The sequence below is a fragment of the Paenibacillus sp. RC21 genome (genome assembly GCF_044907935.1).
GTDB classification, from domain to species: domain Bacteria; phylum Bacillota; class Bacilli; order Paenibacillales; family Paenibacillaceae; genus Paenibacillus; species Paenibacillus terrae_A.
In genome coordinates, this window is the sequence record NZ_JBIYCS010000006.1 from 182,230 (window position 1) to 200,412 (window position 18,183).

19 protein-coding genes are annotated in these 18,183 nt (G+C 48.2%); 11 read left to right on the forward strand and 8 right to left on the reverse strand.

Going from position 1 to position 18,183, the window contains the following annotated elements; translation table 11 throughout:
* Positions 1-43: 43 nt before the first annotated feature.
* The gene (locus tag ABIA61_RS19810; RefSeq protein ID WP_283654489.1) at positions 44-1,513 is read right to left on the reverse strand and encodes an MFS transporter; all 1,470 of its coding nucleotides are present in this window, start codon (positions 1,511-1,513) and stop codon (positions 44-46) included.
* 168 nt (positions 1,514-1,681) lie between these two features.
* On the opposite strand from ABIA61_RS19810, the gene ABIA61_RS19815 reads away from it, so the two are divergent.
* Together ABIA61_RS19815 and ABIA61_RS19820 are read left to right on the forward strand one after the other, a co-directional pair.
* Positions 1,682-2,104: a MarR family winged helix-turn-helix transcriptional regulator gene (locus tag ABIA61_RS19815; protein WP_404581152.1), complete on the forward strand. Its 423-nt coding sequence runs from the start codon at positions 1,682-1,684 to the stop codon at positions 2,102-2,104.
* A 176-nt stretch (positions 2,105-2,280) separates the two neighbouring features.
* A complete protein-coding gene (locus ABIA61_RS19820; RefSeq protein WP_404581153.1) occupies positions 2,281-3,432 on the forward strand; it encodes a glycosyltransferase in 1,152 nt (383 codons plus the stop codon).
* Positions 3,433-3,636: 204 nt separating this feature from the next.
* Here ABIA61_RS19820 and ABIA61_RS19825 read toward each other — a convergent pair whose 3' ends face one another.
* Both ABIA61_RS19825 and ABIA61_RS19830 read right to left on the reverse strand, forming a co-directional pair.
* The gene (locus ABIA61_RS19825) at positions 3,637-4,065 is read right to left on the reverse strand and encodes a DUF3995 domain-containing protein (RefSeq protein ID WP_283654492.1); all 429 of its coding nucleotides are present in this window, start codon (positions 4,063-4,065) and stop codon (positions 3,637-3,639) included.
* Positions 4,066-4,077: 12 nt separating this feature from the next.
* Entirely contained in the window at positions 4,078-4,632 is a 555-nt protein-coding gene (locus ABIA61_RS19830) for a TetR/AcrR family transcriptional regulator (RefSeq protein WP_283654493.1), read from the reverse strand.
* Positions 4,633-5,202: 570 nt separating this feature from the next.
* On the opposite strand from ABIA61_RS19830, the gene thrS reads away from it, so the two are divergent.
* The gene (thrS, locus tag ABIA61_RS19835) at positions 5,203-7,116 is read left to right on the forward strand and encodes a threonine--tRNA ligase (protein WP_404581154.1); all 1,914 of its coding nucleotides are present in this window, start codon (positions 5,203-5,205) and stop codon (positions 7,114-7,116) included.
* A 176-nt stretch (positions 7,117-7,292) separates the two neighbouring features.
* Here thrS and ABIA61_RS19840 read toward each other — a convergent pair whose 3' ends face one another.
* Complete coding sequence (locus ABIA61_RS19840; protein ID WP_283654495.1) at positions 7,293-8,096, reverse strand: GTP pyrophosphokinase; 804 nt, start codon at positions 8,094-8,096, stop codon at positions 7,293-7,295.
* Between the two features lie 265 nt (positions 8,097-8,361).
* Here ABIA61_RS19840 and ABIA61_RS19845 point away from each other — a divergent pair, with 265 nt between their 5' ends.
* Genes ABIA61_RS19845 through ABIA61_RS19855 form a run of 3 tightly spaced genes read left to right on the forward strand, consistent with a single transcriptional unit; the run spans position 8,362 to position 10,494 of the window.
* Positions 8,362-8,823: an S-ribosylhomocysteine lyase gene (locus ABIA61_RS19845; RefSeq protein WP_025685885.1), complete on the forward strand. Its 462-nt coding sequence runs from the start codon at positions 8,362-8,364 to the stop codon at positions 8,821-8,823.
* 5 nt (positions 8,824-8,828) lie between these two features.
* Complete coding sequence (locus ABIA61_RS19850) at positions 8,829-9,599, forward strand: SDR family NAD(P)-dependent oxidoreductase (RefSeq protein ID WP_404581155.1); 771 nt, start codon at positions 8,829-8,831, stop codon at positions 9,597-9,599.
* Between the two features lie 22 nt (positions 9,600-9,621).
* Positions 9,622-10,494, forward strand: a complete 873-nt coding sequence (locus tag ABIA61_RS19855) for a MetQ/NlpA family ABC transporter substrate-binding protein (protein WP_404581156.1) — start codon at positions 9,622-9,624, stop codon at positions 10,492-10,494.
* A gap of 342 nt (positions 10,495-10,836) precedes the next feature.
* On the opposite strand, the gene ABIA61_RS19860 is transcribed toward ABIA61_RS19855, so the two are convergent.
* Positions 10,837-11,070: a hypothetical protein gene (locus tag ABIA61_RS19860; RefSeq protein WP_404581157.1), complete on the reverse strand. Its 234-nt coding sequence runs from the start codon at positions 11,068-11,070 to the stop codon at positions 10,837-10,839.
* 21 nt (positions 11,071-11,091) lie between these two features.
* Positions 11,092-11,259 carry a hypothetical protein gene (locus tag ABIA61_RS19865; RefSeq protein ID WP_404581158.1) on the reverse strand — a complete coding sequence of 56 codons (168 nt, stop codon included), beginning with the start codon at positions 11,257-11,259 and terminating at the stop codon, positions 11,092-11,094.
* Between the two features lie 193 nt (positions 11,260-11,452).
* Here ABIA61_RS19865 and ABIA61_RS19870 point away from each other — a divergent pair, with 193 nt between their 5' ends.
* On the forward strand, positions 11,453-11,644 hold the full coding sequence (locus ABIA61_RS19870; RefSeq protein ID WP_404529643.1) for a hypothetical protein: 192 nt from the start codon (positions 11,453-11,455) through the stop codon (positions 11,642-11,644).
* Positions 11,645-11,835: 191 nt separating this feature from the next.
* On the opposite strand, the gene ABIA61_RS19875 is transcribed toward ABIA61_RS19870, so the two are convergent.
* On the reverse strand, positions 11,836-14,265 hold the full coding sequence (locus ABIA61_RS19875) for a UvrD-helicase domain-containing protein (protein ID WP_404581178.1): 2,430 nt from the start codon (positions 14,263-14,265) through the stop codon (positions 11,836-11,838).
* A 261-nt stretch (positions 14,266-14,526) separates the two neighbouring features.
* Here ABIA61_RS19875 and ABIA61_RS19880 point away from each other — a divergent pair, with 261 nt between their 5' ends.
* Complete coding sequence (locus ABIA61_RS19880; protein ID WP_283654499.1) at positions 14,527-15,381, forward strand: zinc ribbon domain-containing protein; 855 nt, start codon at positions 14,527-14,529, stop codon at positions 15,379-15,381.
* A gap of 65 nt (positions 15,382-15,446) precedes the next feature.
* A complete protein-coding gene (locus ABIA61_RS19885; protein ID WP_283656180.1) occupies positions 15,447-16,235 on the forward strand; it encodes a TrmB family transcriptional regulator in 789 nt (262 codons plus the stop codon).
* 8 nt (positions 16,236-16,243) lie between these two features.
* On the opposite strand, the gene ABIA61_RS19890 is transcribed toward ABIA61_RS19885, so the two are convergent.
* Complete coding sequence (locus ABIA61_RS19890) at positions 16,244-16,876, reverse strand: NUDIX hydrolase (protein ID WP_404581159.1); 633 nt, start codon at positions 16,874-16,876, stop codon at positions 16,244-16,246.
* A 174-nt stretch (positions 16,877-17,050) separates the two neighbouring features.
* Here ABIA61_RS19890 and ABIA61_RS19895 point away from each other — a divergent pair, with 174 nt between their 5' ends.
* Both ABIA61_RS19895 and ABIA61_RS19900 read left to right on the forward strand, forming a co-directional pair.
* Complete coding sequence (locus ABIA61_RS19895; RefSeq protein WP_014279590.1) at positions 17,051-17,344, forward strand: hypothetical protein; 294 nt, start codon at positions 17,051-17,053, stop codon at positions 17,342-17,344.
* A 48-nt stretch (positions 17,345-17,392) separates the two neighbouring features.
* Entirely contained in the window at positions 17,393-18,094 is a 702-nt protein-coding gene (locus tag ABIA61_RS19900) for a histidine phosphatase family protein (RefSeq protein ID WP_283654501.1), read from the forward strand.
* Positions 18,095-18,183: the final 89 nt, after the last annotated feature.

Here is an 18,183-nt window from a genome sequence, read left to right on the forward strand (position 1 = left end):
ATAACTATTCTGTCTATGCGCGTTTTCGTTCCTCTCGACTCCTTTATTGCTTTTCCTTCTGTACCTTTGCCCGTCTGGACCCGATCAGCCGCCAGCCTGTCAGCAGTGCCGCCACCAGACAAATGGACGCGGAAGTCATAAAGACCACATGCATTCCTGATAGAAAAATTTCCGGGTGACCTGGAACCAACCCGGTGACTCGATAGCCAGCCTCTTTGCTCATGATATAAAACAGGATCGACGTGGCTAAGGTAATCCCCACCACCATGCCGACGTTGCGGACCAGTGAATTGACACTCCCGGCTGAGCCGAGCTGCGTGCGGGGCACCTTGGACATGATTAGCGAATTGTTCGGCGATTGGAATAAACCACTGCCGATACCCAGCATAGCGATCCAAAGACCCACGAACGGAACGGGACTGCCTGCATGGAGACGAGCCAAGCCAATCTGGGCGACTACCATGACTACCAGTCCGGCAAAGGTGAGCAGTTCAGACCCGATTTTATCTGAAAGCGCACCGCTGAGAGGGGCAACGATAACCATGGAGATTGGAAACAGCATCAGCAGGAACCCTGCATAAAAAGGCGACAAGTTCAGCATATTCTGCGCATAGAAAGGCGAAATGATATTAAAGCAGAAGTTAGCGGCGAATACGAGAAAAGCGCACAGAATACTGAGCGAGAACAACGGATTCTTGAATAAAGCGAGCTGCAACAACGGCTGTGGACGGCGAATTTCCACCCGAAGGAATACCGCAAAAGCAATCACGGCAATTACCAGCAAAGCAATGATGCGGCTGTCCCCATATCCGACCTGTTGTCCCAGTAGTAATCCGGCGAACAAAGTGAGGATAAAAACCGCAAACACCAGACTGCCGGGAACGTCGATCTTGTCTTTCACCTTGATCAGATCCTTTGGCAGCAGCTTCCAGCCGAGAAAAACGGCCACCAGACCAATCGGTACATTGACCCAGAAGATATATTGCCAGCCTAGCGAAGAGACGATAATACCACCCAAGCTGGGTCCCGCGATACTGCCGAGGGAAACGAAGGTTCCGATTAGGCCGAGTGCCTTGCCTCGTTCAGTGGAAGGGAAGATATCCGTGACGATTCCCTGGCTGTTGGCCATGGTCATGGATGCTCCGAGCGCCTGAATGATTCGGGAGATCAGCAGCATGGGCAACGAATGACTGAGACCGCACAGCAGTGAGCCAAGGATGAACACGATCGTGCCGATCTTGAATATTTTAATTTTGCCTACAATATCTCCAAGCTTGCCAAAAAATAAAATGGCTGTACATATAGCCATCAAATAGGCTGTTGTGACCCATTCAATCTGTGCTACGGGTAAATTTAGCGTGCGGGACAACACGGGTAGAGCAATATTGACGATGCTTCCATCCAGCGTGGACATAAACGTAAACAGATTCAATACAATCAAAATCATCCAACGTTTCTTCTGGATTTCGCTATTTTCCTGATACGTTGCGGCAGCTGTAGCGGTTGAACTCATGATTAGCACCTCTTCATCGTTGACCATTACTATTTAGTTGCACACGCAACTAAATGACGGTTCTAGTGTACAGCAAATTAGTTGCGCATGCAACAATATTGTTGTAAAATTTGCCTTGGTCCCACCTGAAGATTTGCCATTTTTAAGCCACTGAGGTGTATTTATTTAATGAGAAAAAAACCGATTGGAAAGCTGATTTCCCACCTGTACCGGCGAAATCAAAAAATACTGTCCAAAAAACTGGCTCCTTATGGGATCGGTAGCGGGGGCCAACACAGCTTTTTAAAGCTTATTTTGCGGCGTCCGAGCATTACACAGGAACAGTTGACGAATGAACTCAAATTTGACAAAGCAACCACTGCGCGTTCTGTGAAACAATTGGAGGAATCGGGTTACATTGAGCGAGAAACGGACCCGAATGATCGTCGCTCCCATCTTTTGTTCCCAACGGCCAAGGCATTAGAATTTTATCCTGTCCTGCAAGGAATCTTGGATGAGTTCAATGCTGATCTTGTACATAATTTATCTGATGAGGAAGAAGACCTGCTTATCGCCCTGCTGCAAAAGATTAGTATAGACCCTGGTGAATAAAGGTATACAGCGGAATCATTGGCCACTCCCCCATCGGCTCCAACATACATCTCCAATAAAATCAAGCCTGTTTCAATCTTTAGAGGGTGTTTGACTATACCAGGCTAAAGTCATTGAATATATTGTTATCATTCATCTTATTTAAAGGTTTTCTAAAAAATGGGGAGGAGATCACATTGGCTATCCGCTACAGCATCGTCATTCCAACCTATAATCGAGCCCAGCAGCTGTTGCTCACGCTCACTTCATTTGAAACACAAACCTATTCGAAGCATCTATTCGAAGTGATTGTAGCTGATGACGGTTCTACAGATGGAACGAAAGAAATGGTCGAAGGCTTCAAAGCATCCTATCCTCTTATCTATGTGTCCCATCCAGAACAACGCGGTCGATCTGCCGTTCGAAATTTGGGACTGCGCCGTGCCAAAGGGCTATACATCATTTTCTGCGACGCTGATTTTTTGGTGTTACCTGATTTTATTAGAATCGTGAGCCGTTATCACCGTAAATATCCCAAATCCGTGCTTTCAGGCTTCCCTCACTCGTGGGATGATGCTTATACCCATTATTACCCTGACTTTTCCCCTGCGGAAAAAGAACATTTTCGTAATACACTTACACAATCCAACCTATGGAGTGCGGACTTTGAAGCAGCGAATGAAATTATTCCGTTAATAACGCCAGAAGATATCCTTCATCAAACGGATGCATTGTCCAAGGTTATGATCCCTTCCAGAGTTCCCCCAAATGTCAAAAAGCAATTTGTCAAAACGGATGTAGCTTCTTGGACGTTATTAGTTACACGTTGTGTATCCATCAGACGCAGCCATTTGGCTCGTATTGGAGGTTTCAATGAACGGTTTGTACTCTATGGACTCGAAGACTGGGACCTTGGCTACAGGCTGCATCGATTGAAAATCCCTTTTTATTGCATGAAAGAGGTAGTCGGATATCACCAGGAGCATCCAACCCACCTCAGAGGAAACGTTTTAAATACGGAAAATCTGAAAATTATGTTTAAAACCTACGGATTTAATGACTCCTCGTTAAATTTATTCGCCCTTGTACATCCATCCCTGGATTTGGAGACTTACAAAAATACGTTGCGGGTACTGCGCAGTGGAAGCCGATCCAAGCAAACACGTTCGTCAGCGCTGTTGTTGAGGAGAACACTGCGAATTGCAGCCAAGCAGTTCTATTATCAAAACCATACTCATGCATACAAAAAATCATTGCGATGGATAAAAAAGAAAGCAAAGAGTGGGAAAAGTCGAGTCGCTCACGTGTTACGAGACATGGTGCTGAAGTCTGAAAAGCTGGTAGAGTAGTGTTGCTCGTTTTCAACGTGCAGCTCATACCCATCACATCTTCCCTATTGTGTGAAGGTAATTCAGGAAATGAAAAATCCACAATCTCACTCGATTGTGGATTTAGCAAAATGGAGATGAGGGGAGTCGAACCCCTGTCCGAAGATAACGACAAATAAGCTTCTGCGAGTGTAGAGACAGATTCAATATGACTACAGACCGTGTTTACTCCGTACGCAGGAACATAATCATTAAAATGGCTGTTCCCAAAAGGAAACAAAGAGGGGAATAGAGCACACTGTCCCATTTTGCAAAAACGGTTCCTTTCTTTCTCTTGAAGAACCCTACCCATTTGAAATCACCTATAGAACGTAAAATAAATAAACACGATAACAAGCCTGCTCCGTAGGAATAGAAGGAGTTGAAAAGCAGGAATTGTGTAACTCCCCCTAGTTCCAAGATGAACCAAGCGGCTAAAGCTAGTAAAATGGCTACAATCGCTGTACCTATTTTGGAGGGCTCAAAGAGCCTATCTGTTCCTGTGCTTGGAATCGCTGCGTTAATGCCAATTTTTCCACCGAATACCCAATATACATGCATGCCGCTCAGTACCAAAAGAATTCCGCCAACTGCCCATGTAAGTAACTCCAACATGTGACATCCTCCTTAAATTGAAATCCACTCCGTCCAAATCATGTGAATATGTTGCTGAATGGCTTCATCACTTAACGTCTCTTGTTTGTGCCGCTCATACCACCCTAAGTAATAATGGTACAACATCCATGATCTCTGGAAGGCTTTCTCTGGCTGCATTCCCTGCTGTATTAATAACTGCTTCATAAACTCCGTTCTCATCTGTTCCACTTCATCCAGAATGGAGCGATACGTGTCATCCCTCAAAGACAGTTTCCGTAGATAAAACAGGAAGTCTCCCCGTTTCGTCGTACCGAACATCCGGGTCAGCAAGTCTCTGATCCGCTCATCTGCGGTAGCATGGATGATGGACGCTGCAATAACCCGCTGTGTTGTCTGTTCCTTCCACGTCTCAACAATCTGTCTAATATAGCTGCTGCGATTGTCAAAATACCAATAAAAACTGCTCTTGCTGCATCCTAAGGAAACGGCCATTTTTTCGATAACGAGCTGCTCGATGCCGCCCTGTTCAAACCGTTCAATTCCTTTCTGAATCCATTGTTCTTCTGTGACAATGATTTTAGGCATCTTTCCTTCCCCCTCTCTTCTTTTTTTCTGTACGATACCGTCTAGATGGGTATTATATTACAGCGTTTTTTGAGTTGTGTAAATATATGTACATCCGTTCTCACCACCAGATGATGAATGTGAGGAGTGAAACTTACATAAACAGCCACTTGAAATAGCTGCAAATTTCATCTATAATGCTGTAGCATATAGTAATACTCAAGGCATTGACCAAAGACATGATTTCCTTGAAGGGCCGTTCAGAGAGAAAAGACGAGGCTGAGATCTTTTCCGGCAACCGCATGTGAAGTTACCCCTTTGTAGCCGTGACGTTGAACATGTAGCTGTGTAATGTGGCAGTGACATCAGTAAGCGCCTACCGATTTATCCCCGTTAACGGATACCAATGGAGGGTCACGCATGTCGTGCATGAACATGTTTAATGAACATGAATGTATGCACAGGAGCGGGCCGAACTAGGGTGGAACCACGAGCTGAACGCACTCGTCCCTTGAGGGAGAGAGGCGTTTTTTTTGCGTTCAATTTTGATATATAGCATGCAACCTTACAATTTGAATGGAGGCTTTAATCGTGAGTATTCAAGTAAAATTGCCAGATGGAGCCGTACGCGAGTACGAGCAGGGCGTAACCATCGCCGACGTGGCGGGTTCGATCAGCTCCGGTCTGAAAAAGAATGCAGTCGCAGGTAAAGTGAATGGGAAGGCTGTAGATCTGAACACCGTTTTGGAGCAGGACAGCGACCTGGAAATTATTACACTGGACGGTGTGGACGGTCTGGAAATTTATCGTCACAGCACAGCGCATTTGCTGGCACAAGCCCTCAAACGTATTTATGGCGAGAAAAACGTGAAGCTTGGTATTGGTCCGGTCATTGACAGCGGCTTCTACTATGACATTGATATCGAAAACCCGTTGTCCGTTGACGATCTGGCGAAGATCGAGAAGGAAATGACGAAGATCGCACAGGAAAATCTGCCAATTACACGTCGTGTGGTCAGCCGTGAGGAAGCAACTCGTATTTTTGGAGAGCTGGAAGATCCATTGAAGCTGGAACTGATTCGTGATTTGCCGGAGGATGCGGAAATTACGATCTATGATCAGGGCGAATTTTTTGACCTGTGTCGCGGGCCGCATTTGCCATCTACAGGCCGCATTAAAGCTTTTAAACTGCTGAGTGTAGCAGGTGCATACTGGAGAGGCGATTCCAACAACAAGATGCTGCAACGTATCTATGGAACCGCATTCCCGAAAAAAGCACAACTGGATGAGCACTTGCACCTGCTGGAGGAAGCGAAAAAACGCGACCACCGCAAGCTGGGTAAAGAGCTGGAGTTGTTCATGTTCTCCGAGGAAGCACCGGGTATGCCGTTCTACCTGCCTAAAGGTATGGTTGTTCGTACTGCACTGGAGGATTACTCCCGTGAAATACAACGTCTGCATGGCTATGAGGAAGTACGCACACCGCTGATGATGAACAACCGTCTGTGGGAACAATCAGGACACTATGAGCATTACAAGGAAAACATGTACTTCTCCGAAGTAGATGAAACTACATTTGCTCTGAAACCGATGAACTGCCCGGGGCATATGCTCGTGTTTAAAAATGAGCTTCATTCTTACCGCGATCTGCCGATTCGGATTTCCGAATTTGGACAAGTGCATCGCCATGAGCTGTCCGGTGCGTTGAACGGTATGATGCGTGTTCGTACATTCTGTCAGGATGATGCGCATATTTTTGTTACTCCGGGTCAGATTGAACAAGAGATTACGGACGTAATCAAGCTGATTAACGAAATGTATAGTGTGTTTGGTTTTGACTTCACAGTGGAGCTGTCCACACGTCCGGATGACTTTATGGGCGAGCCAGCGCTGTGGGATCAAGCGGAACAAGCTCTGCAAAACGTGCTGGATCACCTGGGCATCAACTACCGTATTAATGCGGGAGATGGAGCATTTTACGGTCCGAAAATTGACTTTCACATTCTCGATGCGCTCAAACGCAGCTGGCAGTGCGGAACGATCCAATTGGACTTCCAAATGCCTGAGAAGTTCGACCTCACCTATGTGGGCGAGGACAACCAGAAGCACCGTCCAGTCGTTATTCACCGTGCCATCTACGGTTCGATTGACCGCTTTATGGGTATCCTGACTGAGCATTTTACAGGTGCATTCCCATTGTGGCTGGCTCCTGTTCATGCGAAGCTGTTGCCTGTATCCGAGAACTATATCGAGACTGCCCATGAGGTGCAGGAAGCGCTGCTGCAAGCGGGTCTGCGTGTCGAAGTGGATACTCGTAATGAGAAGCTTGGTTATAAAATCCGCGAGGCACAATTGGAGAAGGTTCCATATATGTTCGTCATCGGGGAAAATGAAAAGACATCCGGTACTGTAGCGGTTCGCAAACGGGGCGAAGGCGATCTGGGATCGCTCAGCATTGCGGACATTGTTGAGAAAATCAGCACAGAAATCCGCGAGAAGCAGTAAGCTCTGAATAAAAGAAATAGAGCAAGACAAAAAGTATAGAGCAAAAGAGCGCTCAAGCCACGATAAAAGTGGTTTTGAGCGCTCTTTATTAATATAATCAGGATTTTGCAACGCTGAAGCTGAATCGAGGCTGTTGACGCCTCAGCCCAATGTTCAAGGATCATGTACACCGATACCTAGCAGGTCTGCGGCCGGGATTCGGTGTGATCCGTGGCGAGGGAGAGTGTCTTCGAAGAGGATTCCGCAGCAGTTGGCTGCTCGGGGGATTCTTCTTGCTCCTGTTCCTCGCTGAGCGACAAGATTTCGCCGCGCAGCTTTAGCATTTTCTGATCCAGTTCATAGGTTGCACGCGCAGCCTCGGATAATCCGTTAACGACATGCTCAGGCACTTTCTTATCGAACTTATAGTACAAAATATGCTCCATGCTGGCCCAGAAATCCATAGCCAGTGTGCGGAGCTGAATTTCAACCTTGATCCAGCGTGTACCTTCAAACAGAATTAGCGGAACTTCTACAATGACATGAAGGCTCTGATAGCCGTTGGGCTTGGGTTGGGCAATATAGTCCTTGACCTCCAGAATACGGATGTCTTCCCGTGTGCGCAGGTGATCCATCAGGCGATAAATATCTTTGACAAAAGCACACACGACTCGCATTCCCGCGATGTCATGAATTTCACGCAGTATATTGTCCAGGGTGACTTCATACCCTTTGCGTCGAACCTTTTCGACAATGCTGTGAGGCTCTTTGATTCGGGTCTTGATATGCTCAATCGGGCTAAAGCCGTCCATCAGCTTCCATTCGGTCTGAATCAGCTTGATTTTGTTCTTTAATTCCTCCAGAGCCAACTGATAAAGGACCGGGATTTTTCTCCATTCCTCCAGTTGCTTGGCGTTAACTCCGTTCTGCTCCAGCTGTAGCTGAAATTCCTGTAAGGGCAAAGGGACAGCATTCAAGTGCTTCCAATCCGGTTCATTCACAGGCCATTCTCCTAATTGAGGCTTACGATGTCCTCGATCTATTTCGTAAATATGCACTACCGTATATATTGTACACTATGTCAAAACCTACAGGCAAAGGAGAAGAGGTGGCGGGAAGAAAAAAAGGATAACAATTTATATTGTAAAACCGAGTAAACCGATGTATAATTACCGAAATGTTGATTCGAAGCATTTTAAAAAAATTACATGAAGCTCTGTTAGTCACTCTATTCAATATAAATTACAGAAAAAGAGGTCGGGACAAATGGCAAAAGTAGAAAGCTTTCAATTAGATCACACGATTGTAAAAGCCCCTTATGTAAGAGCAGCCGGAGTAGAGCATGACGAAAAAGGAAGTACAGTCCAAAAGTATGACTTGAGATTTTTACAGCCAAATGAAGATGCAATTCCAACAGCCGCTGTACATACGCTGGAACACTTGTTGGCGACGTATTTGAGAGATGAAATTAAAGGGATTATTGATATTTCTCCGATGGGATGCAGAACCGGGTTCTATTTGATTCTTTGGAATGAACATGAGCCTGAAGAAATTGCAGTCGCTTTGGAAAAAACCTTGAAAAGAATTCTGGAAACCACGGAGGTTCCGGCTGTTACGCCTTTGGAATGCGGGAACTACAAGGACCACTCTCTTTTCTCGGCGCAGGAATATGTAAAAATTGTATTGGAAGCTGGCATTAGCCGGGATCCTTTTGAAAGAGTTTTTTAAAATCTATGATTTCGATCGACTTATCTCATCAGACAGCGGTAGTGACAGGCGGCAAGTCAGGTATAGGCAAGGGAATTGTGGAACTGTTCATTCAAAGCGGGGCCAAAGTGATTTCTGCTGATATTTCTTATGAAGAGCCGTATCGAGTGGTCAATCCGCAGTTGGTTGAAACTCATTTGGACATTTCCAAGCCGGACGATATTGAGAGATGGTGCAATGTACTGTTCAGTGAAACGGGAGTCCCTGACATATTGGTAAACTGTGCGGGCACTTCCACGATGGACTATGTCATTGATAGCGAGTTAGCAGACTGGGAGAAGGTATTTTCTATTAATTCAACCGGATTATATGTGACGTCCAAACGGTTTGCCAAAGAAATGGTGAACGCTCATAAGCCGGGACGAATTATTCAAATCGCTTCGCAGGCTGGAAAAAATGGATATCGGGCGATGGGAGGGTATTGCGCCTCCAAACATGCGGTTCTCGGATTAACCAAGGTTATGGCGATTGAGCTTGCGCCCCAAAATATTTTGGTCAATGCGGTGTGTCCCGGCATTGTAGAAACGCCGATGAAGCATCGGGAACGGATTGAGGGAGGCGTCATTCGTGGAATGACCGCTCAAGAAATATATGAGGAAGATTGTTCTCAGGTACCTCTGGGAAGAACGGCTGAGGTGGAGGACGTCGCCAATGTGGTGCTGTTTTTGGCAAGTCAGCTCTCTGCATACATGACAGGACAAGCGATTAATGTTACAGGCGGAATGACGATGCACTAGCAAGATCTGGGGGGAAGTAGAGATGAAGAAATCATTAATTTTACTATTAGGAATCAGTTTATTATTAGTAGCTGCAGGATGTGGCAATAAAAGCTCTGACAGTAGTGGCGCCAGCTCCACTTCCGGTTCGGAAACACAGAAATTAGTCATCGGCTCCATGGGTTCTGACGCACAGATCTGGAAGCATATTGCCCAATCTCAAGCAGCCAAGGATGCCAAGCTGGACATTCAAGTGAAGGAAATTAACGGCGGGATCGAAACGAACAATGCCACCAAGGAAGGCGAAGTGGATGTGAATGCATTCCAGTCGTGGGCATATCTCGTTACCTACAACAAGGAAAGTAAGGCGGATTTGAAGGCTATTGCCACAACCTATCTGGAGCCGATGGGCATCTACTCACAAAAATTCAAAAGCATTGATGAAGTGACGGACGGGGCTTTGGTGGCTTTGGCAGATAATCCGGCCAATACGGCAAGAGGCTTGAAGCTGTTGGAGGCGTCCGGCCTAATTAAGCTGAAAGCAGATTTTGATGATGCTTTAGGCACGGTCAATGATATCACCAGCAATCCTAAAAACCTGAAATTTGAGCTGATCGACGATAAAACAGGTCCTCGTGTGATTCAGGATGTGGGATTGGTTTTGATCGGGAATACGATTGCTTTAGAAGGTGGCCTGAATGTACTTAAAGATTCTTTGTTCCACGAAGAGATCAGTCAGGCGACCAAAAATAATATTAATGTCCTGGTCACTTCATCCGATAAGGCGAATGACAAAGGACTTCAAAAGTTGGCAGATCTGTATCATAGCGAGGATACCCAAAAATACATTAAAGATGAATTTGGCGGCACCAAGGTAGAGGTTAAAGAGCCTGTTTCTTATTTGGAAGGAAAGTAATACTCGGAAGTAGCTGTCGTTAAAATCATAGTTGAGCGGTAGAGGAATGACAGGATGCTCCCGATTTCCTCTATTTGCCCAATTTATTGATTATAAACCCAAAAACACAATGTACCCAATATACAAACAAGCGACAAAGGATAGAGCAGCCACTTGCTAACTCTACCTTTAAAAACGATTACCAAACAAACAGTACATATCCACGCGATTATCAATTGCCAGAAACCCAATGAATCAACACCTCCCCATGACAGCATACTTCGACAAAGTGAAATGTATATCCTTCCACTTGTTTTTTCATATGGAGCAAGAACTGCATGAGATCCAAAGATTCTGCAAGGATTATATAAAAAAGGCCAGCACATTGGCCGACCTGATCACCGAAGCCCGAAAGCTGTGGTGCTGTTCCTTACCACTAAGGTCAAAATATTTGTGAACCATTTCACTTTGGTTTAAATTAACTTTCGCTCCACCCTCAGTAATGAGAAAAACTTTCTCTGTCTCAGAGAGTTTTTTAATATCTTTTCCGGTATAATCCATTTCGCTTAAGATCTCGTATTGTTGTTTCTCCGTCAAAGATTTTGCATTCTCAATTGGCTAAACACGACCATCAGAAAATTTTTTAACCGTTATATTGCTGTCAATTTTCAGTGGAGTATAGTCCATTACTGCAATTTCTGCCGCACTAGCCGCGCTAACTGAGCCTTGAGATAATGCAAGGAGTCCAACTACCACAAGCGAGAGTAAGCCTGTCTTATGTTTCATTTTATACCTTCAAAATGGAATTATTTATAAATATATTCCCGATATTATCATATATATAGTATAATGATCAATTATTGGAGGTGATGATATTTTTGGTCAAAAAAATAAAATAATTAAAGTTACTTTAAGAATTGTATTTATTTTGCTAATATTAGGCTGGATTTATTATTATTCAGGATCTCATCCAAGTGAAATGGCTAAATTAGTTGGAATTTATGATGATTACTTAGTAATACAGAGTGATCCGGCTAACGGAGGTGAGATTAAAAAATTATATATCTCTTCAAAATCCGTTATCCCTCCTCTTGTTGTGGGGAAAGAATATTATTTCGTGTCTGACCAAAGGTATTTTCAACGTCCTAATATCCGTTTTGTAGAAGACTAAACATGAAGGTTCGCTTTGTTGTCCTTTCACAAAAACATATTTCTGTTTCCACTCTCTTAAAGTACTTATGGAAATGGTATAAATAGAAATGACAGATATATAATGAACAATAAGCACCATCATAACCATGTAACTAGTGGTTTTGATGGTGCTTTTATACTTTTTCAAGGGAAGAATGATTTAGTTTATACCTATCTGGCCGGGATGCTGCGTGTCCCCTCTGTCATCGGGGATGAGCAGAGCGGGCATACCGGCGGCGTGCCTGCTCCAGCCGAAGCCGTTCGGCGGGCGCCTGACGTATCGCGCCGCATCCACGCCTTGCAGGCGTCGTCGGTGCATTTCCACACGGGCACGCTGATGCGTGGCTCCTCCCGTGTACTTGCCACCGACGAGGCCGTCCGCGCTGACCCGCTGCCTGGTCCGGGCCTGCTGCTCACGCGGGTAGCCGTGCCGGACGCGTGAGCTCCGCTGCTGGCGCGGCCACCTTGCCCGGAAGTCCCCTTCGGCTGGCCGAAGCTGGTGCGCCGCGTTTCCGGCTTGGAAGCCTCAGGGGGTGTGACCCCGTAGGCTTCCAACAGGAAGCGCGACACGGCGGCAGGCTTGCCGTGGTTGGAGGCGGGGGAGGTGATGTACAGCAGCTCCTTCGCCCGGGTGACGGCCACGTAGGCGAGGCGGCGCTCTTCCTCCAGCGCCGCGTCGTTATCTACGGCCGCTGCGGGGGCTGCGCCTGCCCGCCGATCCTCTGGCAGCTCGCTGTGCAACGCGGAGCTGTGCGGCAGGATGCCTTCGCTTGCGCCGATCCAGTAGACGCAAGGGAACTCCAGTCCCTTGGCCCGGTGGATCGTCATGAGGCGGACAGCATCGCTGTCTTCTTCTCTGCGCAGCGATTCCATCTGACGGTGGCGCTCGGAAAGCTCGTCCGCAAAGCTGACGAACGCCTCCACCGTGTCAAAACGCTTCGCCGCCGTTTCCAGCTCCTCCAGACTTTCCTGCATCGTTTCCTTATAATGAGTCCACGCGCCCGTATCGCCGCTTTCCAAATATTTATCGTAGAAAACGCGCCGCATTTCCTGAATGGCATAGGTCGGCTTCATCGTGGTGAGGCTGCGAATCAGCCGAATACGCTCCTTCACCTGTTCACGCTGAAAGTCGCGCAGCCGATCCCAGCGGCTGAGATGGATTAACGGATATTTTTTAGCCTGCTGCTTTTCCTCGCGCATAATCCATTCCATCCCCGCTTCACGGGAAACATACAGCGGCCCAAGGGTACTTGGAATGGATTCCATCCGCCGGGGGTTCAGCGACAGACGCAGGTGATCCATCAAGGGACGAATCAGGGATTGGTCATAAAATACCGCCCCGGCCCCATACTGAATAAACGGTACATCCCGCATGATTAATTGCTCAAAAATAGAACGGCTTCCGCTGGCTGTCCGGTGCAAAATCGCGATATCCCGGTAGCGAAGCCGACCTTCCTCTACCTGTCCGAGCAGATGTGTAACAATATGCGTCGCTTCTTCCTCCGGCCCGGATGGCGTGGCAAACTGTGGGGGCAGGCCCTCACGTCCGGCAGCCGACAGGCGTTTGGAGCGTCGGTGGACGTTTTTGGCGACAATGTTGGAGCCCAGCCCCAAAATCCGTGCATCGCTGCGGTAATTAATATCAAGGGTAATGACCCTCGCATCCTTGTAGACCTTGTCGAACTCCAGAATGGATTCCTGACGTGCCCCGTTAAAGGTGTAGATCGTCTGGTCATCATCACCGACGACCATCAGATTGCGGTGACGGGCAGCCAATCGCTGCACCATTTCATATTGCAGGGCATTCGTATCCTGAAACTCATCGACCATGATGTGGGAAAAACGCCGCTGAAGCGGCTGAAGCACATCCGGGTCACGCAGCAGAACGGAAGCACGCAGCAGAATATCGTCAAAATCCATTTTATTGCGCTCCTGTTTCCACGCTTCATAAGCGAGCATGGCACGCTTGGCATCCGATTCCTCGCGTACGGTTTCTGGCAACTCGTCCGCGCTGCGGCCTTCCGCCTTCCAGGCGGAGAGGGCGGACAGCAGGCTTTCAGGCTGGAACGCCTCGCTAAGCCCGAGCTGGCGCAGCATCATTTTCATAACGGTGTGCTGGGCCTGCGTTTCGCCGAATACTTCATCCTGCACGCCGCGATGACGCAGCATCGCCAAAGCGAATGAGTGGAAGGTACGTGCTTGGACAGCACGTGCGGCAGCCGGGCGCACACCGGGCAATCCTGCGATGCGCAGCTTCATTTCGGCAGCCGCCTTGCTGGTGAAGGTGACCAGCAAGATGGACGATGCAGGAACATCTCGCAGCGCCATCAGGTAGCCTGCACGGGCGGCCAGTACTGTGGTTTTGCCGCAGCCTGCCCCGGCTAGTGTCAGCAGGGGGCCTTTGCCATGACGGACGGCCTGGATTTGCGGGCGATTCAAGTGGATACCCGCGTTCTCCAAAGCGCGAAAATAAGCCGAGTCGCGGTCACTGTCAGATACTAGCGTTGTGCTGGTATCCATAGAAGCACGGCGTGCCTGCGGGCTCGACGTTGAATAAGGAACCCCGATAGGACGGGGGTAAAAAGCAGGATTTGGGTCCATGATCCTGAAACCCCTTTCGCTTATAAAATCTTCCATTTTCACAAATGGGGGTAGTTTTTGGTATGATAGAGTTCTAGTCAGCATAAGCTGCTCTTGAGAACAAGACGATGGACTGAAATATATGCTGAAATGCTTGCATCCTTTCAAAAGGCGATATGACCGCATTCCATTATACAGGAGTTCGAGGTTTGCCAACAGAAAAAAACTTGGGATATATGCACGGTACGGGGAAATCCGGCTGGATATAGGGAGGAAATCAATATGAAGCTGATTCAACGTATAAAGGAAGGCGCGAATCGCGCTACAGAAAAGGCACAGCATGCTGTCGAGATTAGTAAAATAAATTCACAAATTACAGCGATTCAGCAGGAAATGGATGTTCATTTTTTGCGAATGGGTCAAATTTTTTATGAAGGCTACCGGGCATCCGATATGTCGGTGGCAGAAAAGGAAATGACACAGCTATCTACCGCTTGTGATGAGCTACAGGATGAAATTGACGAGCTGCGCGGCAGAATTGCAGAGCTGAAAAACGCTCATTTATGCACCTGTGGAGCTGTTGTGCCGCTGGATGCGAACTTTTGTCCGAAATGTGGGCGCAAGCTGAATGAGGGACAGGCTGCTTCCAAGCAAGTGGCTGCTGTGCGTGAAGAGGCGCCAACGGGCGTATATTCGTTTGATCTGCGCAAGCATGAGGAACCAGCCAAGGGTGCTGAGCCTGCCCACAATAATTACGAGGAACATGAGCCGTATGATCGGCATGAACCGGAGCAGCATAAGCTGCATGAAATGCACGAACCATCCAGCTTGGAGCGCAACTATACGGTGTCCGATTTTACACCGGAAGAAAAAGCGGCCTTCGATGAAGAGTGGGAGCGTCGTCGTCAGGAAGAGCTGGAGCAAGAGCATCGCCGTCTGGAGGAGCTGGAACGTGAACGGGAGCGCCAGGAGGAGCTGGACGAGCGTATTCGATACTGGAAGGCCAACAACTCCGAGGCAGAGAAGCCGGCAACTCCGGCTGCACAGGTACGCGAGAATGTGAAATGCCAAATTTGCACAGCCGAGCTGCCCAAAGGCTCCAAGTGGTGCCCGCGTTGCGGAGCTGAACAGATTTGACGCAGCCGAACAGGCTGCTGCAGGATATGAACAGAACGCCGGGCAGCATAGGGGGAACAGAACATATGGAGCGTTTGCTGCATCATCTGCGTAATCTGGGATTTACGGAAATGGAAGCCAAGGTTATGGTCGAGCTATCGAGGCAAAATGCGGCCTCCGGCTATGAAGTCGCCAAGCGTCTGGGTGCATCACGCTCCAACGTATACGCGGCTTTGCAGCGTCTGGCCGGGCAAGGGTATCTCAGGGCGAGTGCGGGAGAACCTGTGCGTTACAGCATGCTGCCATCGGGTGAGCTGACTCGGATGATTGAAGGACAGTTGCAGGAGTCCCTGCGTGCAGTCGAGAAGGAAATGCCGAGAGCAGAGCCAGACAAGCCAACCTTTTATAACGTGGAAGGCGACCGGAATGTACTGGAAAGCCTGACCCGTGAGCTGGAACGGGCGGAGCATGAGATTGTGCTGGATTTGTGGCGTGAGGAAGCTGAACTGCTGCGGACAGAGCTGGAAAAAGCCGAAAAACGGGGTGTACGGCTGCTATGGTCCTGCGATAACGGTGAAAGTGTGCTTGGACCGTGGCTGCCGCGGGCGTCTGGCAAAAACGGACAGGAGCCGTCGGGACGCAAATTTTCTTTTGTCATTGATCGGCGCTGGTGCCTGCTGGGCATGCGGGGAGAGAATTGCCCGACACAGGCGCTCATTACCGAGCACCCGGTGATGACAGGGCTGCTGCTGAATCATTTTGCCCAGGATCTGATTCTGTATGAGCTGGAGCATGACATGGGCAGCGAGCTGTCAACCCGGTATGGCTGGCGGTATGAGGGCATTATCGGTAAATATATGTCGGCCGGAGAATAAAATAAGTTTTATAGAACAGGAAGTTTCATCAGAGCCTGGCATATAGATGTAATGTATCCGGCCTTATGAGGAACGAATTGATCCGATGTAATCAGGCGGCGATGCTGTTCGGGGTTCGGCCCCGAGGATATGCCATTGGCTTCGAGAAAAGGAATACGTCCTTCAAAGAGGGCCAGTGCTTGTTCGAGGTCTGCTTCGTACAGCCCGGCCACTTCTTCTTGCTGGAGTCGATAGTCCTCCAATGGCTGGTTCGACAGCAATCCAAACACCGAGCTGATCTCGCGGTCCCAAAAAGATATGCCCTGTGCCGTTCCTTTGCTCTCATATCGAACGGTCATCAGCGGTGTCAATGAGGTAAAAGGAACGTGAATGCCGAGTTCTTCCTCCAGCTCACGCACTGCCTGAGATACATCTTCACCTGCCGTTAAATGGCCTGCTGCCGTAATATCGTAGTAGCCGGGGAAGGTGTCCTTCGTATCCTGGCGCTGTTGAAAGAGCAAGCGGCGGCCTGTTGAGGTGTCTCGTGCCAGCCAGCAGTGAAAGGTATGGTGCCAGTACCCCTTGGCGTGTGCGTCTTGGCGGGAAGCTGTGCCAAGGGGCTTATCTTCATCGTCATAGATGTCCAGAAGCTCGCTAGTCATCGTGGTTCCTCCTAAAGTATAAGCAGATGTAAAAGGTCTATTTTACAGTATAACGTGTTTTTCGTCCTGACGATATGAAGGCGGCTATGGAATGTGGAGTGGGGTTTGGGGTATGCTGGGAACATGGAGATTTACGCCATAAAATAGGTATACGATCGAAAGGAGCGATTTTACATGGAATGTATCGTACATTTTCGGGTCATGCATCCGGAAGAACCTAAGGAGCTGCGCGGACTGATTATGCTGGAAAGCGGAGGCAAGCCGGGTATCGAACAAATCACGGATATGTTCAAAAATATGGGTTATGATGTCCGTCCGGACAACCCGGAGGAACTGATTTTCAAGCCAGTCGATGCCAGAGCGAATTATACATATATCCGGGTTATTGAGCTGGATACGGGTGAGGAAGTCTATCAGGAAGACCGGGATTTACGTGCGATCCTGGAAACCTTGCTGAATAAGCGTTAAGGGATCAAGCTATCCTGTTGTCATTTCATAGGAACGGAGAAAAGAAATATGAGATTGTATATCATTCGGCACGCAGATCCTGATTATCCGAACAATACCATAACTCCGGAAGGGCATTTGGAGGCTCAGGCACTGGCCAAACGGCTTTCCAGTCACGGACTGGACCGTATTTATGCTTCTCCTATGGGGCGTGCGCTGGATACGATGCGATACACCGCCGATTCTCTCGGTATGACTCATGAAGTGGAGCACTGGACGCAGGAGTTGGGCTTGAAGCTGGAGGAAACTCCTTATGGTCGTCTCTCTCATTGGGATTTACCCGGTGAAGTGATCCGCTCTGAGGTGCCTCTGCCGACTCATGACTCCTGGAAGGAGATTTCCTATTATCAGGGAACGCAAAGTCCTGAAACGTTCGAGCAGCTAAAGCTTCATTCCGATGAATTCTTGAAGCGCCAAGGCTTTGAGCGGGTTGGGGGGAAATATCGAATTCTGAAGCATACCGAAGACCGGGTGGCCGTATTTTGCCATGGCGGCTTCGGGCTGACCTGGCTTGCCCATCTGCTGGAGCTGCCACTGGCCCTGGTCTGGTCCGGTTTCTGGATGCCGCCTAGCTCCGTAACCACGATCTTGTTTGATGAGCGTTCCAAGGAGTGGGCGACTCCGCGTTGCATCGGCTTCGGTGATGTCTCCCATCTATACGCAGAGGGCTTGCCCGTCAGGCCCCGTGGCATTATCACCAATTTTAGCTGATCAAGCCTTCGATACTATAATCAAAGCGGCTTAGACGTTTCATCGTCTAAGCCGCTTTTTGTAGTTATATGAGTGGTTCTTGACCGACG

Coding starts and splice junctions, on each gene's coding strand:
- ABIA61_RS19810 (WP_283654489.1), bottom strand. CDS start 1,513: ATGAGTTCAACCGCTACAGCTGCCGCAACGTATCAGGAAAATAGCGAA.
- ABIA61_RS19815 (WP_404581152.1), top strand. CDS start 1,682: ATGAGAAAAAAACCGATTGGAAAGCTGATTTCCCACCTGTACCGGCGA.
- ABIA61_RS19825 (WP_283654492.1), bottom strand. CDS start 4,065: ATGTTGGAGTTACTTACATGGGCAGTTGGCGGAATTCTTTTGGTACTG.
- ABIA61_RS19830 (WP_283654493.1), bottom strand. CDS start 4,632: ATGCCTAAAATCATTGTCACAGAAGAACAATGGATTCAGAAAGGAATT.
- ABIA61_RS19845 (WP_025685885.1), top strand. CDS start 8,362: ATGGCAAAAGTAGAAAGCTTTCAATTAGATCACACGATTGTAAAAGCC.
- ABIA61_RS19850 (WP_404581155.1), top strand. CDS start 8,829: ATGATTTCGATCGACTTATCTCATCAGACAGCGGTAGTGACAGGCGGC.
- ABIA61_RS19855 (WP_404581156.1), top strand. CDS start 9,622: ATGAAGAAATCATTAATTTTACTATTAGGAATCAGTTTATTATTAGTA.
- ABIA61_RS19865 (WP_404581158.1), bottom strand. CDS start 11,259: ATGAAACATAAGACAGGCTTACTCTCGCTTGTGGTAGTTGGACTCCTT.
- ABIA61_RS19870 (WP_404529643.1), top strand. CDS start 11,453: ATGGCTAAATTAGTTGGAATTTATGATGATTACTTAGTAATACAGAGT.
- ABIA61_RS19875 (WP_404581178.1), bottom strand. CDS start 14,265: ATGGACCCAAATCCTGCTTTTTACCCCCGTCCTATCGGGGTTCCTTAT.
- ABIA61_RS19880 (WP_283654499.1), top strand. CDS start 14,527: ATGAAGCTGATTCAACGTATAAAGGAAGGCGCGAATCGCGCTACAGAA.
- ABIA61_RS19885 (WP_283656180.1), top strand. CDS start 15,447: ATGGAGCGTTTGCTGCATCATCTGCGTAATCTGGGATTTACGGAAATG.
- ABIA61_RS19890 (WP_404581159.1), bottom strand. CDS start 16,876: ATGACTAGCGAGCTTCTGGACATCTATGACGATGAAGATAAGCCCCTT.
- ABIA61_RS19895 (WP_014279590.1), top strand. CDS start 17,051: ATGGAATGTATCGTACATTTTCGGGTCATGCATCCGGAAGAACCTAAG.
- ABIA61_RS19900 (WP_283654501.1), top strand. CDS start 17,393: ATGAGATTGTATATCATTCGGCACGCAGATCCTGATTATCCGAACAAT.